We start from the raw sequence: 17,548 nt of genomic DNA on the forward strand, positions 1-17,548 counted from the left end.
CGGTGCGGCCGGACGAAGGCCGCGTCCGTCGGGTGAGCAGGCGGATGTTCGCCTGATTCGCGGCCGCTTCGCCGGAGAATCTACGGAAACCTAGTCGAATTGTTAGATAGGACTAGATCTTGATCGATAGGTCGCTCGCGACCTCGGTATCGGGTGGTCTATCGAACCTCCTAGAGCTGGGTAGATTTTTCTACCGCACGTGTATTGGAATCTAATTGGATCTAGCAGATCTGCCATACATGGGCAGATTCGGATGACGCCGGTGCGACACAGCGGTCGTGCACCCGCATGAGGCGGGGGCGACGAGGCAATCGTGCACCGCGCGACGCCCGGTGGGACGGCCCACCGGGCGCACGCCCCGACTCGCTACGGACTCACCTGCGCCTTCGTCGACGGCAGGAACGGCCGCAGCAGATTGGTCTCCGTGGACGGACCGATCTGCCACTCGGCGATCCACGGCCCCGTGCCCTCGCTCGGGTCGATGACGCCGTCCTCCAACCACGTGTACCGCCCGTCCAGCACGCCCCTGGTGAGGGTGCGGTCCTCGTCGTCGGTGTTCTCCCAGAGCCCGTCGAAGAGTTCGCGCACCCGGATGCGGGACTGGCGGCAGAACGTGTCGGCGAGTTCGACGGCCGCGTGGCCCTCGGGCTCACCGGTGGCGCGCTGGGCTTCGGCCCGCACGCAGGCCGCCGACATGGCGAACAGCTCGGCGCCGATGTCGACGATGCGCCCGAGGAAGTTCTGCCGGTACTCGAGGCCGGCCTGCCAGCGCGCCATGCCGTACATCAGCGAGCGTGCCTGCTTGCGCGAGCTGCGTTCGACGAACCGGAGGTGCCGTGCCAGCGTGCCGAATTCGGCGTAGGTGCCGGTGACGGTGCCCGCGCCGACCGCGAGCTGTGGGAACCACTTGGCGTAGAAGCCGGTGGCGCCGACGGCGGCCTTGGCCTTGTCCTTGAACTCGGCCTTGCGGTCGACGAGCGCGCCGGCGGCGGCCATGTGCGCGTCGGCCATCTCGCGGGCGATCAGCAGCCGCATGATCTCGCTGGAGCCCTCGAAGATCCGGTTGATGCGCAGGTCGCGCAGCAGCTGTTCGGCGCCGACCGCCCGCTCGCCACGCGCGGCGAGCGACGCGGCGGTCTCGTAGCCGCGTCCGCCGCGGATCTGCACCAGCTCGTCGGCGATCCGGCAGCTCATCTCGCTGGCCCACAGCTTGGCGAGCGCGGCCTCGATGCGGATGTCGTTGCGGTCCTCGTCGCACATGGTCGCCGAGAGGTCGAGCGCCGCCTCCAGCGCGTAGGTGGTCGCTGCGATGAACGAGATCTTCTCGCCGACGGCGGCGTGCTCGCCGACCGGCCTGCCCCACTGCACGCGCTGTGCGCTCCACTCCCTTGCGATCTTCAGCGACCATTTCGCGGCCGCGGTGCACATCGCCGGAATGGCGAGCCGCCCTGCGTTCAGCGTCGTCAGCGCGATCTTGAGGCCGTCGCCTTCTCTGCCGATCAGGTTGCGCTTCGGTACGCGCACGTTGTGCATCCGGGTGACGCCGTTCTCGATGCCGCGCAGACCCATGAACGCGTTGCGGCGCTCGACCGTGATGCCCGGGGTATCGGCCTCGACGACGAACGCCGAGATGCCGCCGCGGTGCCCTTCGCTCTTGGGCACCCGCGCCATCACCACGAGCAGCTCGGCGACGACGCCGTTGGTGGTCCAGAGCTTCACGCCGTTCAGCTCGTAGGCCTCGCCGTCGGCGGTCGGCGTCGCGGTGCTCGCCATGCGGGCCGGGTCGGAACCGACGTCGGGTTCGGTGAGCAGGAACGCGCTGACCGCGCCCGCGGCGCAGCGGGGCAGGAACTCGGCCTTCTGCTCGGGGGTGCCCGCCAGTTTCAGCGGTTCAGGAACGCCGATGGACTGGTGCGCCGAGAGCAGCACGCCGAGGCTCGGATGCGCCGAACCGACGAGCATCAGCGCGCGGTTGTAGCCGTACTGCGTCAGGCCCTGGCCGCCGTAGGACTCCGGGATCTTCAGGCCGAAGCAGCCGAGCTCGGCGAGACCCTTGACGTATTCGTCCGGGATGCGGCCCTCGGCCTCGATCACCGAGCCGTCGATGCTCTCGCAGAGCGGTCGCAGCCGCGCCAGGTAGGCCTCGGTGCGCGCGGCCTCCTCCCCGCCCGGCCGCGGGTACGGGTGAATCAGATCGAGCCGGAACCGTCCGAGAAACATCTCCTTGGCGAACGACGGTTTGGCCCAGCTGGTTTCGCGGGATTCCTCGACAAGTGCGCGAGCCTGTTCTTCGGTGGCGTCGACTTTCGCGGCAGTCGCCATGGTGTCCTCCTCGGACGTGATCAGAATCACATTCGAGTGTAGGAAAGTCGGTTACTCACCGGTAGGGATTGGCCCGATCGATTTCTACTGATTTCTAATGATCTTGATAGAGAGCAAGGTCGTATCGCGGGCCGCGCGCCCCCGAGTGATCACACACTGCGTAGATAGCGGCCGAAATGCGGGACCGTGAAACCGATCGTGCCGCGCTCGGCCGAGTAGATCAGCCCCTTCTTGATCAGGCCGTCCCGCGCAGGCGAGAGCGAGGCCGGTTTGCGCCCGAGTTCGCTCGCCACCGCGGCGGTCGCGACCGGACCGTCGTCGCCGGACAGATCGGCCATGGCGCGCATGTACTCCCGCTCCGCCGGGGTTGCCCGCTCATAGCGGGAGCCGAAGAAGCCGACCGCCAACTCCTCCTCGGCCGCCGGCGATGCCACCTCGACATCCTCGGCGGTGATCGGGCTCTCCGGCGCCTGATCCCAGGCTGCCTTGCCGTACGCCTGCACGAAATATGGGTAGCCATCGGCCCTTTCGTACAGCGCGTCCAATGCCTCCTCGGTGAACTTCACCTCCTCGCGCTCGGCGGGCGCGATCAGCGCCTGGTCGGCCGACTCGCGGTCCAGTCGATCGATTCGGTGGTAGCTGAAAAGGCGCTCCGAGTAGCTCTTCGACGCGGACAGCACCGCGGGCAAATGCGGAAGACCCGCGCCGACGACGATCAAAGGCGCGCCGTCCTGGCTCAATTCGTGGCAGGCGCCGCAGATCGCGGAGATGTCGGCGGCGCCGAGGTCCTGCATCTCGTCGATGAAGATCGCCATGCCGACGCCGATGTCGCCTGCCAGCCCCGCCGCCTCCCTGAGCAGCTCCACCAGGTCGATCTCGATGTCGCCGGAGTCGGCGCGGCCCGAGACCGCGGGCACGTCGATGCCGGGCTGCCAACGCTCCCGCATGCCCTTGTCCGCGGTGGCCCGCAACGCGAAGGCCTTGAGGATGCCGAGGAAGTCGTCGACCCGCTCCGGATTGCGGTGTGCCATGGCGATGGCCCGGGTGGCCATGTGCAGCGCGGAGGAGAGCGGCCTGCGCAGCTCCTGATCCGGCCGCGCCTCGATCTTGCCGGTGCCCCAGCCGCGCGAGATGGCGGCCGAGCGAAGTTGATTGAGCAGCACCGTCTTTCCGACGCCGCGCAGACCGGTGAGCATCACGCTGCGTTCCGGCCTGCCCCGCGCGACGCGCTCGAGCACGATGTCGAAGGCCTTCAGTTGCTTGTCGCGCCCGGCGAGTTCGGGCGGGCGCTGGCCCGCGCCGGGTGCATACGGATTGCGCACGGGGTCCATGCCGACACACCGTAGCGCGTTCGGGCAGAAGAATCTTCCTATCTCTAGACGATGTCGTAGAGAGGAGTATTTCGTCCTTGTCTTCCGCGTGGAAGTCTTTACGCTTGGGGCGGTTCGGTGAACGGCCCGCGTGGGAAACGGAGGAGTCATGTCCGAGGAGCCAGCTCCCCACACCACCGCCGAGGTGGTCGAGTCCTGGACCGTGCCCGCCGGAGCGACCCAGGCCGGGCTGATCCGGTCCAACATCCTCGTCGCCATCGAGCAGGGCTACGACGATCCGCAGCTGGTCGCCGATCTCGCGGTCGGTCCGCTGGTCATGGCGCTCGGCAAACTCGAGGTCGGCCTCGCCGAGGCGAGGCGGCGCATCGAGGAGCTGGAGCGAGCGCTCGCCGAGCGCGACGCACGGTCCTGAACTCGCCCGTCTCGCTTCGTAACACTGTCTCGCGCGCCGAGACCTGGCCGTGACCTGAGCGCCTCGGCATCATTTCGCCCGGTCGTCCAGTGAATTCTCACAAGGACTGGAAAACCACTTGCTGTGCGCTGGACAACACCGCGCCGACATCGTAATCTCTTCGTGACTTCGTGGAGGGAGTCGCTTCGTAAGTGGAGTGGCGCCATGAAGTCACCGCCTAAACGGCAGACGGCCCACCAGGATCCGCCTGCCGTGCCGGGGACCCACAGGTTCGTCTGGGGTGAATCCGCAAAGGCCGCGAGGCCGGAGTGGTAGGGCCGATCTTCCCGGCCCGAACCCGTCAGCTAACCCGGTCGGCGGAAGAGCAGGAAGATCGGAGACTCAGCTCGGTGGGTAAACACAGCTTGCAGCGGGAATCGCGACTGCCGAATTCCGTGAAGGGTGCTCTCGTCATGGGCGCGGTGGCCGCTACCGGCGCGATGCCCGCGGTGCCCGCGATGGCCGCCACGATCAACATCCCCGGCATCGGTGGTTTCGATGTTCCGGTACCCCAAGAGTTCGAACAGCCGGTCCAGCAGCTCAACCAGCAGCTTCAGCAGGCGCTCGCCGCGCCGCAGGCCGGTGCCCCGCAGCAGGCGCCGCTCGCCGCGCCGCAGTTCCCGAATTTCCAGATGCCCAACCCGTTCGAGGTGCAGAGCTCTCCGGGTGACATCGCTCTCGACGCCGCCAAGACCAAGGTCGGCGCCATGTACTCCTGGGGCGCCGCGGGCCCGTCCAGCTTCGACTGCTCCGGCCTGGTGAAGTGGGCCTACCGGCAGGCCGGTATCGAGCTGCCCCGCACCAGCTTCGAGCAGTCCCACGTCGGCGCTCCCGTCGCCTTCCAGGACCTGCAGCCCGGTGACATCGTCGTGACCAACGGCGGCGGCCACGTCGGCCTGTACGCGGGTGACGGCAAGCTGCTCAACGCGGTTCAGTCGGGCCAGCCGGTGTCCTACACCCCGCTGCGTCCGGACATGGTCGTCACCGCGCGTCGCATCGTCGACTGAGCGAAGCTCCGAACACCCGAGCGCGGCTGCGGGCGCGAGCGCAGCTCCATTCCAGCCCAGCGCAGCTTCATCCAGGCCAGCGCCATCAAGCCCAGCGCGGCTTCGATGAGCAACCGCACGGCTGGAGTCGCGTCGGAAGCACGCCGTAGGCTGGACAAGTGCCGCAGGGAGAGCAAACTGCCTTGACACAGGCCAGGGTCGATTCCTGGACCTGGGCGGTGCGCCTGTTCAAAACCCGGTCCGCCGCTGCGGAAGCCTGCCGAGGCGGGCACGTCCGCGTCAACGGCAGCACCGCGAAACCCGCCCAGCCCGTGCGGCCGGGCGATGAGATTCGCATCCGCGCGGGCGGTGTGGAACGCATCGTGATCGTCGAGCGGGTGATCACCAAGCGCGTCGGTGCCCCCGTCGCCGCGCAGTGTCTGATCGACCGCAGCCCGCCGCCTCCCTCCCGCGAAATCCTCGCGACCATGCCGCGCCGAGACCGCGGCTCCGGTCGCCCCACCAAGCGGGAGCGGCGCGAGACCGATCGTCTCCTCGGCCGCACCGAGGACTGACCTTCACGGCGTGGGCCGATTGCCGATCGTCACCAGGTGCGGAAGCCGGCCCGCGCCGAAGAGTCTGCGGCATTCGCCGCGCCGCAGTTTTCCGCTGGAGGTCTTGGGGATTCCGCCCGGCTCCACGAGCACCACCGAACCCGGCATCACCTCATGTGCCGTGGCGACCGCGGCCCTGATGCGCCGCGCGATATCCGCCAGCACGTCGGCCTCGGCGGCCGCCGCGGCGAGCTCCGCGACAACCACGAGATCCTCGCGCCGCCCGTCGTCGTGGCCGAAGGCGGTCACGTGGCCGGGGCGCACTTCCGGCGCGTGGTCGGCCACCGTCGATTCGATGTCCGACGGGTAGTGGTTGCGGCCGTCCACCACGATGAGGTCCTTGAGCCTGCCCGCGATGTACAGCTGGCCGTCGAACGTGAAGCCGAGATCGCCGGTGCGCAGCCAGTGTTCGGCCCGTCCCGCCAGCCTGGCGCCGAACGTCTCCTCGGTCGCGGTGGGATTGCCGAAGTAGCCGCCGCAGACGTTCGGGCCCGCCACCCAGATCTCACCCACCATTGCCGCTGGCAGCTCGGTTCGGGCGGCTGGATCGACCACCGCGACCCGCTGTCCGGCGGGAAAGCCGCAGCCGACGAGCGGGACTCCCGCCGCGTCGGTCTCGTCGACGAGCGCCCTGCCTTCGGCGAGTCCCACCCGGTCGAAGCGGTGCGTCACGGGTTCGGCGGCCTGAGCGCCGATGGTCACCGAGAGCGTCGCCTCCGCGAGGCCGTAGCCGGGAGTGTGTGCCGAGTGCCGGAAACCGTTGGCCGCGAACGTCTTCGAGAACGTCTCCAGCACCTCGGAGCGGATCGGTTCGGCGCCGTTGAGCAGCGCGTCGAGGGCGGAGAGATCCAGTTGCTCACGTTCCTGCGCTGTGGTGCCCGAAACAGCCAGGGCCAGACCGAAATTCGGGCCGCCCGTGGTACCGGCTCGATAATCGGCGCAGGCGCGCAACCAGCGGATCGGGCGTTTGACGAATTCCGTCGGGGCCATGGTCACGCCGAGCACGCCGGAGTACAGCGGCAGTGCCAGCGCCAGCACCAAGCCCATGTCGTGGAAGAACGGCAGCCAGGTGACGATCGGTTTGTGCCGCGCGGCGGGCACTGCGGTCCAGAGTTGTTCCAGTGCCGCACCGAGATTCGCGTGCGTCACCTCGACGCCGGCGGGCGCCTTGGTCGATCCGGAGGTGTACTGGAGATACGCGGGTCCGGCGCCGACGGGATCGAGCACCGGGTCCGCGGTCTCCAGTTCGTCGGGTAGGTAGTGGATTCGGCCGAGCGACGTGCCGACGCTCGCCTCGGTCACCGTGTCGCCAGGGGAGAGCAGGCTCAGCGCGGGACAGGAGTCTGCGAGCGCGCCCTCGAGCCGCGCGGTATTGCGCGTGCCGGAGACCGGAAAGAGCGGCACCGCGATGCGATCGGCGTAGAGGCAGGCGAGGAAGGCCACCACGTAGTCCAAGCCGTGCGCGCACAGGATCGCCACGCGGTCACCCGGCTCGGTCGCCTCGCGGAGGCGCCGCGCGAGTGCGCCTGCGGCGCGGTGCAGTTGCGCGTAGGTCAACGCACGTGGCTCGCATGCCGTTCCGCGATAACGCAATTCGATGAACGCCTCGGCATCGGGCTTGGTCGCCGCCCACGCCGCGACACGTGCGGCGAGCGGGCTGGGGAATCCGGTGGTCACGGTGCCTCGCTGTCGTTCGTGGCGACACGTGCGGCGAGCGGGTTGGGTAGTTCGGCGGTCACGGTGCCTCGCTGTCGTTCGTGGCGACACGTGCGGCGAGCGGGTTGGGTAGTTCGGCGGTCACGGTGCCTCGCTGTCGTTCGCGGCGACCCGGTCGGCGAGCGCGGCGCCGAGGGCGGCGATGGTGGGGTGCTGGAAGAGTTCGGCCGTCGAGATCGCGATGCGCAGCCGCGCCTCCAGCGTGCGGCGCACCTCGATGGCGAGCAGGGAGCTGAGGCCGAGGTCGTTGAAATCGTCGGTCGGGCCGATCATTTCGGCGGGCAGATCCAGGGTCGCCGCCAGTACGCGGCGGATCGCGGCGGTGATCGGCTCGGGTTCGGTCGGTGCGCCTCCGGGTCGGCGGATCGGGTTGTCGGTATCGCCGACCCCTGTAGCGGAAGCGCCGACCGTCGCAGTGGAAGCGCCGACCGCGTTAGCGGAAGAGCCGAGCGCCGCAGCGGAAGCGCCCGCCGTCGTAGCGGAAGCGCCCGCCGTCGTAGCGGAAGCGCCGGTCGCCGTAGCGGAAGCGCCGGTCGCCGTAGCGGAAGCGCGCGCCGCCGTCGCGTAGGCGCCGGTCGTAGTCCGCGATCGCTCGAAGGCGGACGGTTCGCCGAGGAGCTCGCGAAGCCGGGCCGCCACCGGCGACCGGTCGTCGGTCGGCGTGTAGTCCAGAGCGAGCAGATACGGTCCGCGGTACCGCAAAGCCTTGCCCAGCATCGCGGCGCCACGATCCGCGACGATGGCGTTGATCCCCGCCCGGCGCAGGTGCTCCGCGCCGCCCGCCGTCGCGGCGAGGCCCGTCGCCCACACTCCCCAGCCGATGCTGAGCACCCTGCGGTCTTCCGCGGCGGCGGCGACGGCGTCCATCGCGGCATTGGCCGCCGCGTACGCCGCCTGACCCGGTGCGCCGAAAGCGCCGGTGGCAGAGGAGAACAGGAGTACGAAGTCGACGGGGTCGGCGGCCGTCAGCGCCACCAGGTCGGCGGCCGCGCCGACCTTCGGCGCGAACATCCTGGCCAGCTGGTCCGCGTCGACGGCCTCGAAGGCGGCGTCCTCCAGCGCGCCCGCGGCGTGCACCACGCCCCGGATGGTGGAACCGCATTCGCGAATGTCGTTGAGCGCGTTCGCGAGGTCGCTGCGATCGGCGACGTCGCAGCCGACGACGACCACGTGGTCCTCGGAGCCGTCCAGCACGGCGGGCACCGGGCGCGGTGAACGCGTCAGCACCACCACGTCGCGCGCTCCTGCGTCCAGCAGCCAGCGCACCGCGACCGCGCCGAGCGCGCCGAGACCGCCCGTCACCACATAGGTTCCGTCCGGGTCGATCACGATGGGCGGGACGTCCGGCGTGGCCGGGACGAAGCGCCGCACCGCCAGTTCGCCTTCCGTGACGGCGAGTTCGGCCGGGTGCGCGTCCTCGGTGATCAGCTCGATGAGCTTGGGCAGCGTGCGCGGATCGGTGTCGGTCCAGACGAGCCGTACCGGACGACCCGATTCGAGCTGGAGCGTGCGGGTCAGACCGGCCAGGGCGTTCGCTGTGCTGCCGTGTCGTGCTCGTTGCGGAAGCAGGACGGTCAGCGAGCCGGTCGCCGGATCGGACTGCGCGCGTTGCAGCAGGTCGAGCACGCGGGCGACGGCGCTCGTCCCCGCCGCGAATTCGTCGCCCGGCCAGACGAGGACCAGCGCGGTGCGCTCGGCGGCGTCACGCGCCAGCAGAACCGACGCAAGGATGGCATCCGCGGCGTCGGGTTCCCGCGCGATCCGTTCGGTCGGCAGCGTGCGCTCCAGGGCGCGGGCGAGTCGAACGGCGAGATCGGACTCCCCGACCACGAGCGCGCGGCTCAGGGGCGGGGTACCGGACGTGCTTGCCGGACCCGCGGGATCGTGCCGTCGAAGCACGGCGTCGGTGGGTGAGGGACCGGAGCCCTGGCCCGCGCTTCCGATCGGCTGCCACGTTTCCACGCGGAAGACGCGGCGCTCCGCACCGCCGAAATCCTCATCGAGTCGGATGTGATCCATCGACCCGGCGTCCGCGAAACGCACCCGCACGCCGCCGAACGCCAGCACGGGCACGCCGTGCTGATCGGTGCCGACGATGTCGCCGATCAACCCGCGCGCCGTGCGCTCGCGGATGACGGCGTGCGCCTCGGCCACCACGCGCCCCGGCTCGGTGGACACCCACGCCGTGTCCATGGCGATGGGCAGCGGGACGAGCCCGTCGGGCAGCGCGCCGTCCGCGGCGGCGAGCAGATGCAGGCAACCGTCCAAGGTTGCGGCGCTGTGCAATTCGGCCGCATCGAAGTGCCCGATCGCGCTGCCTGGCACGGCGGCGAGGGCGCGCAGCGAACGAAAGCGCGGGCCGTATTCGAGTCCCCTCCTGCGCAGCGCGTCGTAGAACGAACCCGCCGTAAGCGGCCGCATTCGGTGCTGGGCGGCGCGATTGGCATCGACGGCGCGCATCCACGCGACGATATCCGCGGGGGTGGGTCCCGGCGCGGGCCGTGCCGAGGCGAGCACCGTCGCGCCCATCTGCGCCCGGACGCCCGCGTGGTCGGTGCGGTAGACGGCTTCGGGAAGCACGGACAGGTCGGCGCGTTCGTGGACGACGAAGTCCGCGATCATCCCGGCCGCCGCACTGTGCGCTTGGTGCAGCAGCCTGCGGACCCAGTGCACGGCGGGCACGGTGGGAACGCCATGCACCACATGGTCTTCCAGCGAGCCGGTGCGGAAGGCGGGTGCCGCTCGGCCGCTCCGGTCTCGGGTGACGAGCTCGAATTGGCCGCGCCGCCAACGCCTGCGGGGCGGCGGAACGACGAAAGGTCCGTTCGCGGACCAGTCGAGAGTACGGCCCTCGCCGTACAAACCGGCCAGGCAGCGCAGGAAGGCCCCGGCTTCGTCGTCGCGATCGGCGATCGGGTGCGTCGCATCCAGGAATTCCGGATACTCGCGGGCGGCCGGAGCGAGGACCGAGTGCGGCGCGATCTCGAGCACCGTCGCCAGTCCGTCCGCGGCGGCGCGCTCGAGGGCGGCCGCGAGTTCCACGGTGCCCGAGGCGTTCTCGGCCCAATAGCCCCGGTCCAGCGCGGCAGTTGTCAGCGCCGCGCCGCGGCGGGTCGTGGAGTAGACGGGCGTGTGCGGCGTTCGCGGTGCCAAATCACGGAGGCCGCTGATGAATTCGGGCAGCACGGAGGTGACCTGCGGACTGTGCGCGGCGAAGTCGACGGCGATGCGCTGCGCGAACATGCCGCGGCGCTTCGCCCGCCGCACGACGGTGTCGATGTAGCGCGGCGTTCCCGACACCACCACCGAGCGCGGTCCGTTCACCGCGGCGATCGCCACCTCGGTCCGCACCGGCGCGACCAGCCGCGCCGTCTCGTCCGGCGTCGCCTCCAGCAACGCCATCGCGCCCTGTCCGTCGAGCCTCGCCAAGGCACGGCTGCGGCGCACCGCGACCAGCGCCGCATCGTCCAGCGTCAACGCGCCGCTGACCGTCGCCGCCGCGATCTCGCCGAGGCTGTGCCCCGCGACCGCGTCCGGCCGAATCCCCCAGGACGCCAACAGCTTCGCCGAGGCCACCTGGTAGGCGAAGATCGCGGGCTGCACCAGTTCGGTGGCCGCTCGCCCGTCCTCGCCGAGACCGAAGCCGTAGCGCGGAGTCCACACCTTCGGCCCGCCGTGCGCCACGATCGCGTCCGTGACCTCGGCGAGGGCACGGGCGAACACGGGATAGCGCGCCGCCAACGCCCGACCCATCCGCGCGTGCTGCCCGCCCTGCCCCGAGAACAGGAACAGCACTCCGCCGCGTCGCCGGACCGTGCCGGGACCGATGATCGCGGGACCGCTCTCGCCCCTGGCCAACGCTCGCAGTCCGGCGACCGCCTCCGCCCGGTCGTGCGCGATCACGCTGGCGCGCGCGTCCTCGGGAAGCAGCCGGGACGCCGCCGCGGCGAGTGGGCGAAGGGCGGGCGATTCGGTGGAATGCCCTGTCGCCGTGGTGCCTTCACCTCCGGCGTTCGCCGTCGACTCGCCAACGCGATTCCGCCCGGGTGTCGCGGTTTCCGCGATCGCGGTCGCGGAACAGCGGCACCATCCGGTCGCCGTCGTGCGTGCTGTTTGTTCGTTTGCCGTCGCTGCCTTTTCGCCTGTCGTCGTGCGCGCTGTGTGTTCGGTCGCGGTCGCGTGAATTCCTTGTTCGGTTGGCGTCGCGCGCCCGGTCTGTCCGGTCGTCGTCGCGCGTCCCACCTGCCCGGTTGCCGTCGCGCGTGCTGTGTGTTCGGTTGCGGTCGCGTGCGCTGCCGAGCCGGTTGCTGTCGGGCGGGTTGCGGTCGCGTGCCCTGCCTGTTCGCTCGCTGTCGCGTGCGCTGTTTGGTCGGTCGCCGCGGGTCGCGCTGCCTGTTCGGTTGCGGTCGCCTGCGCTGTGTGGTCGGTCGCCGCCTGTCGCGCTGGCTGTCCGATTGCTGTCCCGTGCGTGGGCTGGCCGGTTGCTCTTGCGTGCGCTGTGTGTTCGGTTGCCGCTGGTCGCGCTGGCTGGCCGGTAGCTGCCGTGTGCGCTGGCCGTCCGATTGCTGTCCCGTGCGTCGGCTGGCCGGTTGCTCTTGCGTGCGCTGTGTGTTCGGTCGCCGCTGGTCGTGCTGCCCGTCCGGGTGTCGTCGCGCGCGCAGGCTGTTCGGTCGTCACCTCTATGCCGTCGACGCCGCACTGCGCAAGAAGGTCCGGGGAGTTCCCCTGATCCAGGGCGGCCGCAGCAACAGCGCCGGGCGCGCGGGGGACAGGCCGCGCGGTGGCGGGGGATTCGCCGAATTGACCGATCGCGCCGGGCATCTCCAACTCAGTCCCAGCGGGTTCCGCAATCCGAGCCCCAGCGGAATCATCCACCGCCCCACCGCGACAACTCGACGCGAACTCACCCGCCGAATCCAACCGCTGCGCCAACGCCAGCGCCTGGATCTGCAAATCCGCAACGTCGCGCCCGGTCACCGGGATCAGCACCGGCGGCTCGTCACCCCGCGCCGCCGCCGACCGCGGATACCCGCGCAGCACGACGTGCGCGTTGGTCCCGCCGAATCCGAACGAGCTGACCCCGGCCAGCCGCTCCTCCGGCGCGGTCGTCCAGTCGATCGGCTCCGTCGGCACCCGCAGTCCGCGCTCGGCAAGTTTCAGCAGCGGGTTCGGGGTGTCGACATGGATGGTCGGCGCGATGACGCCGCGGTGGATCGACAGCGCGGTCTTGATCAACCCGGTCACGCCCGCCGCGGCCTCGAGGTGGCCGAGATTGGACTTCACCGAACCGATCCAAGTGTCCGCGCCCGCGCCGAGCACGGCGGCCAACGCGCCGACCTCGACCGCGTCGCCGAGAGCCGTTCCGGTGCCGTGGCATTCAAGGTAGCCCGCGCGGCGCGGGTCGAGCCCGGCGCGGGACCACGCGGCGCGCACGGTCTCCCGTTGCGCACGTCCGTTCGGTGCATAGAGACCGTTCGAGCGGCCGTCCGAACCGACTGCCGCCCCGAGTATTTCGGCGTACACCCGGTTGCCCTCGCGTCGCGCGTCCGCGGTGCGCTGGAGGACGAGCACGCCGCACCCGTCGCTGCGCGTGTAGCCGTCGGCCGCGGCGGAGAACGGCTTGCACCGTCCGTCCTCGGCAAGGAATCCGCTTTCGGCCAAGTAGTCCGAAGTGTGCGGCAGCAGCGTCAGATTCACGCCGCCGACGATCGCGAAGGGCACGGTCTCGTCCGCGAGCAGCCGCAGGGCGATGTCGACCGCAGCGAGCGAGGACGAGCACGCGCTGTCCACCACCAGGCTGGGACCGTGCAGGTCGAGCGCGTAGGACAGCCGGTTGGCGATGATGCTGAGCGCGGCACCCGTCACCGCGTACGGCGCGTCCTGCTCACCGCCGCCGAGCACCGTGACGCCGTGGTCGTATCCGCACGCGCCGAACACCACGGCGGCGTCGGAACCCCGTGTGCGATAGCCGATTCCGGCGTCGTCGAGCGCCTCGACGGATACTTCCAGCGCGAGACGTTGCTGCGGATCCATCATCGCCGCCTCGCGCGCGGAGATGGCGAACCAGTCGTTGTCGAACCACTCGATGTCGTCGAGATAGCCGGCCCGCCTGGTCACCTGCCTGCCGGGAGGCGGATCACCGGTGGCGTCGTGTCCGGCCATCAGCAGCCGCCAGAATTCGTCCAGGTCCGCGGCGCCGGGCACCCGGCACGCCATGCCGACGATGGCGACCGATGGCTGCGTGGACGGAGTGCGTGCGGTCATCGCATCGCGAGAAACTCGGCCAACTGCTCGATATCGGGGTGGTCGTACACGGCTTCCAGCGACACCTCGACGCCCATCGCGTCCTCGAGTTGTGCGGTCAGCCGCGCCAGTTGCGTCGAGCTCAGCCCGAGCTCGGCGAACGGCGTGCGGGTGGACACCGCCGCGGGCGCGACGCCGAGCAACCCGGCGATCGCGGTGACGGCGGCGTCGGTGAGGGCGGCGCGTCGATCGCGCACGCCGGTATGGCCGTTTCCGGTGGTATCACTTCGCCCGTCCGGCTGACTGGGCCGCATCTCGTCCTCCCTCCCCGTCTCCCGGCGGACTGCGGCCCGGGAACGGTACCCCCGCGATTATGCCGTACCGGAAGGGGCCGGAAAACGTCCGTTTTCCGCTGTTCGCCTGCGGGTTTGGCGACACGCCAAGAGTTCTCGCGGCCCCCGCGTGTCGTCCGGATGCTTTCCGGAAACCGGCCCATCCCCTACGGTGGCAACCGTGCCCGAACCCGACCGTGCGACGCGCGCCGAGCGGACGCCGACCCTGCCCACCGTGCTGCGCTGTTGCGCCGCGCTCGCCGCGACCCCGGGCAGGCTGTTGCGCCCCCGCCGCCCGGACACCGACCTGCTCGCCCGGCTGACCGTCGCCGAGCCGCCGCGTCCCACCGCGACCGTCCGGCTGACGGTCCTCGCACAGGGCGACATGACCGCGCCGGAGACCATCGTCGCCGAGGGCGTGCGCAGCCTGCGGGAACTGCCGTTGATCATGTCGGCGTTCCTGATCGAGCACCCGAAGGCGAGGTTCATCGTCGACCCGGCGCTGTGCTCCGGCGTGCACGAGCGGGTGATACCGGAGCTGCCGTTCCCGGTGCCGTTGCTCGTCGCGCCGGACAAACCGGTGCTCGGCCTGTCCGACGCGCTGGCGGCGCGCGACCTGGCGGGCGGCGACATCGATTTCGTGATCGCCACGCACCTGCACTGGGATCACGTGTCGGGTCTGCTCGAGCTGCCCGCCGAGGTGCCGGTCCGGCTGGCCGCCGCCGAACACGCGTGGGGCATGCTCGGCGCGCACGCACCCGTCGGCGTGGCGCGCGGCCCACTGCGCGGTCGCACCTTCGACCCCTTCGAACTCGACGGCCCTCCGGTGCTGACCTTCCCGCGCAGCAAGGACCTGTTCGGCGACGGTTCGGTCCTGCTGCTCGACCTGGCGGGCCACACCCCCGGCAGCATCGGCGTGCTGCTCGCGGTGGACGACGGCACCCGCGTGCTGCTCGCCGGCGACGCCGTATGGAGCAAACTCCAGATCGACCTGCTGCGCGAAAAAGCCCCCATGCCAGGCCAATTGTTCGACTCCGACCGCGACGCCGCCTTCGCCGTCATCCACCGCCTACACGCCCTCCCCGACGACATCGAGATCGTCGCGGGCCACGACCACGCCGCAGTCACCGCCCGCGCCACCCACAACCCATCGCGCTGAGCCTGCCGCCCGCCGTGCGTCAGAGCAGAGCCGCGATCCACGCGGCGTGGACTTGGTACCGCCCGCCGCACAGGGCCGCCAAGTGCGCTGAGCGGCACCGCCCTCCGGCGTAGGCGTTCGAGCGGAGTCTGATTTGCACGGCAGGCGGGGATGGTGCCGCGTGCTGTGCAACGGCCTGGCGTCGCGCCAACCGGTCGGGGTGCTACTGCATCGCACGTCTTCGGATTGCATTGAGCGGCATAGCCCTCCGGCGTTTGCGCAGCACGCGGGACCACCCCCGCCTGCCGCGCCTCACGTCTTCGGATTGCGTTGAGCGGCACAGCCCTCCGGCGCAGGCGTTCGAGCGGAGCCGTGATCTGTGCGGCAGGCGTGGGTGGTGCCGCGTGCTGTGCAACGGCTGGCATCGCCCCGGCGTGTCTCTGGCGTGCAAGGCCTGACGTCGACGCTCTGCGACCAGGGATGCCTCTGTATCGCACGGCCTCCGTTCACGTTGAGCGGCACCGCCGTCCGGCGTAGGCGTTCGAGCGGAGCAGCGATGCTGTCGGCCACCGGGTGCCGCTTGCCGTGCAAGGCCTGGCGTCGCGCCCGGTGGCCAGGCTGCCTCTGCATCGCACGGCCTCGGTTTGCGTTGAGCGGCACCGCCGTCCGGCGTAGGCGTTCGAGCGGAGCAGCGATGCTGCGGCTGCTGGCGTGGCACCGATTGCTGCGGCATGGCCTTTGAGTTATGTTGAGCGGCTCCCGAAGGCGGTGGCACCGGCGAATCTCGCCAGGGGCGGGCTTGGTGGTCGACACACGGTGAGCTGGGATTTCGGCGGCGTTGGGGGACGGTCGAGGTTCCGAGTAGTTTGGCCTACCCAGGTTTCCTCTGAGCGGTGCTGGGCCCGATGGGTGCCGTACCCGGCTTACCTCCCGCAGTTGGCGGGCGCGGGTTCGGGTTCCGGCGTGGTCGACCGGCTGTGGTTGCGTTTCGGGGCGGTCGTGGGCTTGTTCTGTCGCGTTGTCTAGGGGGCTTCCACCATTTGACTACCGTCGATAGTGAAATGGATTCGACGGTAGTCGAATGGCGGATTTTTGATCTTGATAAGCAACCATTCGACTACCGTCGATTTCGTCCTCAGGCGACGACGTCGGCGAGGCGGGCGGTGATGAGTTGCTCCGCCTCCGACACCATGCGGCTGATGAGTTCGCCGCAGGTCGGGATGTCGTGGATGAGGCCCTGGGCCAGGCCCGCCGACCAGATGCCCGCGTCCAGGTCGCCCTCTTCGAAGACGCGGCGGCCGCGCGCGCCCGCGACCAGCTCGCGCACGTCCTCGAAAGTGCCGCCCGCTTTTTCGATTTCGACCACCTTGCGGCTGATCTCGTTGTCCGCGACGCGCGCGGTGTTGCGCATGGTGCGGAAGATCAGCTGGGTGTCGAGTTCGCTGTTGGCGACGATCTGTTCCTTGACCTTCTGGTCGATCGCCGACTCCGCGGTGCACAGGAAACGGGTGCCCATGTTGACGCCGTCCGCGCCGAGCGCGAGCGCCGCGACCAGGCCGCGGGCGTCGGCGATGCCGCCGGAGGCGATCATCGGGATGTCGAGCACGCGGGCAGCGGCGGGGATCAGGATCAGGCCGGGGATGTCGTCCTCGCCGGGATGACCCGCGCACTCGAACCCGTCGATGCTCACGCCGTCGACACCGATCTTCTGCGCCTTGAGCGCGTGCCGCACGCTGGTGCACTTGTGCAGCACCTTGATGCCTGCCTCTTTGTAGTACGGCAGGAACGGCTCCGGATTGCTGCCCGCCGTCTCGACGATCTTCACGCCGCTCTCGATGATGGCCTGCACGTATTCGGCGTACGGCGGCGGGTTGATCGAGGGCAGGATGGTGACGTTCACGCCGAACGGCTTGTCGGTCAGCTCGCGGGTGCGCTCGATCTCCTTGCGCAGATCGTCGGGGGTGGGCTGGGTGAGCGCGGTGATGAAACCGAGTCCGCCCGCGTTGGCGACCGCGGCGACGAGCTCGGCCCGGCCGACCCACATCATGCCGCCCTGCACGATCGGGTGCTCGATCCCGAACTCCTCGGTGAACCTGGTCCGCAGCATTGCGCTCTCCTCCGTGTGACGGCGGCGTCCGTGGATCGCGCACCGCTGATCTGTCTCGTCGCGACGGCTTGCCGCACCGCAGGCCCGCGACGGCCTGCCGGTCCGCCCGACCGCATGATCGTGACACGAGGGTCGGCTCACGTTCAACCAGTAAGTGAGCCGCCGTTCGCATAGCTAACGAGGGTCGTGGCTCAGGTGGACCGGCTCCGAACGCGCGACCGACACCCGAAAGCGCAGCTAGAAGCACTTTCAATATCTTGACCACAGCATTGAGTCAATTAACGATGATTCATCTCTTGATCTCTTGC

General features: G+C 70.0%; 10 protein-coding genes and 1 riboswitch. Of the genes, 4 read left to right on the forward strand and 6 right to left on the reverse strand.

Features of this window, described 5'->3' with window-relative positions:
- Positions 1–366: 366 nt before the first annotated feature.
- Together CRP45_RS20360 and CRP45_RS20365 are read right to left on the reverse strand one after the other, a co-directional pair.
- Complete coding sequence (locus CRP45_RS20360) at positions 367–2,322, reverse strand: acyl-CoA dehydrogenase family protein (protein ID WP_097246687.1); 1,956 nt, start codon at positions 2,320–2,322, stop codon at positions 367–369.
- Positions 2,323–2,471: 149 nt separating this feature from the next.
- Positions 2,472–3,653: an AAA family ATPase gene (locus CRP45_RS20365; protein WP_067792562.1), complete on the reverse strand. Its 1,182-nt coding sequence runs from the start codon at positions 3,651–3,653 to the stop codon at positions 2,472–2,474.
- Between the two features lie 148 nt (positions 3,654–3,801).
- On the opposite strand from CRP45_RS20365, the gene CRP45_RS20370 reads away from it, so the two are divergent.
- The 3 genes from CRP45_RS20370 (at position 3,802) to CRP45_RS20380 (ending at position 5,665) form a co-directional block, all read left to right on the forward strand.
- On the forward strand, positions 3,802–4,065 hold the full coding sequence (locus CRP45_RS20370; protein ID WP_097246383.1) for a hypothetical protein: 264 nt from the start codon (positions 3,802–3,804) through the stop codon (positions 4,063–4,065).
- A 204-nt stretch (positions 4,066–4,269) separates the two neighbouring features.
- Positions 4,270–4,439: riboswitch (cyclic di-AMP (ydaO/yuaA leader) on the forward strand.
- A 15-nt stretch (positions 4,440–4,454) separates the two neighbouring features.
- A complete protein-coding gene (locus CRP45_RS20375) occupies positions 4,455–5,111 on the forward strand; it encodes a C40 family peptidase (protein ID WP_245910260.1) in 657 nt (218 codons plus the stop codon).
- 182 nt (positions 5,112–5,293) lie between these two features.
- On the forward strand, positions 5,294–5,665 hold the full coding sequence (locus CRP45_RS20380) for an RNA-binding S4 domain-containing protein (protein WP_097246384.1): 372 nt from the start codon (positions 5,294–5,296) through the stop codon (positions 5,663–5,665).
- A gap of 3 nt (positions 5,666–5,668) precedes the next feature.
- Here CRP45_RS20380 and CRP45_RS20385 read toward each other — a convergent pair whose 3' ends face one another.
- From CRP45_RS20385 to CRP45_RS20395, 3 genes are all read right to left on the reverse strand, one after another.
- Positions 5,669–7,381, reverse strand: coding sequence for a fatty acyl-AMP ligase (locus CRP45_RS20385; protein WP_097246385.1), 1,713 nt, complete (start codon positions 7,379–7,381; stop codon positions 5,669–5,671).
- A gap of 120 nt (positions 7,382–7,501) precedes the next feature.
- Positions 7,502–13,684 (reverse strand): type I polyketide synthase, encoded by a 6,183-nt coding sequence (locus tag CRP45_RS20390; RefSeq protein WP_097246386.1) that lies wholly within the window; start codon positions 13,682–13,684, stop codon positions 7,502–7,504.
- A complete protein-coding gene (locus tag CRP45_RS20395; protein WP_084483039.1) occupies positions 13,681–13,977 on the reverse strand; it encodes an acyl carrier protein in 297 nt (98 codons plus the stop codon). The genes CRP45_RS20390 and CRP45_RS20395 overlap by 4 nt, the downstream gene beginning before the upstream one ends.
- A 199-nt stretch (positions 13,978–14,176) precedes the next feature.
- On the opposite strand from CRP45_RS20395, the gene CRP45_RS20400 reads away from it, so the two are divergent.
- Positions 14,177–15,154, forward strand: a complete 978-nt coding sequence (locus CRP45_RS20400) for an MBL fold metallo-hydrolase (RefSeq protein ID WP_245910261.1) — start codon at positions 14,177–14,179, stop codon at positions 15,152–15,154.
- 1,114 nt (positions 15,155–16,268) lie between these two features.
- On the opposite strand, the gene CRP45_RS20405 is transcribed toward CRP45_RS20400, so the two are convergent.
- Positions 16,269–17,240, reverse strand: coding sequence for an NAD(P)H-dependent flavin oxidoreductase (locus tag CRP45_RS20405; RefSeq protein WP_179830937.1), 972 nt, complete (start codon positions 17,238–17,240; stop codon positions 16,269–16,271).
- Positions 17,241–17,548 lie beyond the last annotated feature (308 nt).

The sequence above is a fragment of the Nocardia amikacinitolerans genome (genome assembly GCF_900215415.1).
Classification (GTDB): domain Bacteria; phylum Actinomycetota; class Actinomycetes; order Mycobacteriales; family Mycobacteriaceae; genus Nocardia; species Nocardia amikacinitolerans.

Bases quoted from the DNA above. Each gene is read 5' to 3' on its own strand.
- CRP45_RS20360 (WP_097246687.1), bottom strand. From the start codon at position 2,322: ATGGCGACTGCCGCGAAAGTCGACGCCACCGAAGAACAGGCTCGCGCA.
- CRP45_RS20365 (WP_067792562.1), bottom strand. From the start codon at position 3,653: ATGGACCCCGTGCGCAATCCGTATGCACCCGGCGCGGGCCAGCGCCCG.
- CRP45_RS20370 (WP_097246383.1), top strand. From the start codon at position 3,802: ATGTCCGAGGAGCCAGCTCCCCACACCACCGCCGAGGTGGTCGAGTCC.
- CRP45_RS20390 (WP_097246386.1), bottom strand. From the start codon at position 13,684: ATGACCGCACGCACTCCGTCCACGCAGCCATCGGTCGCCATCGTCGGC.
- CRP45_RS20395 (WP_084483039.1), bottom strand. From the start codon at position 13,977: ATGCGGCCCAGTCAGCCGGACGGGCGAAGTGATACCACCGGAAACGGC.
- CRP45_RS20405 (WP_179830937.1), bottom strand. From the start codon at position 17,240: ATGCTGCGGACCAGGTTCACCGAGGAGTTCGGGATCGAGCACCCGATC.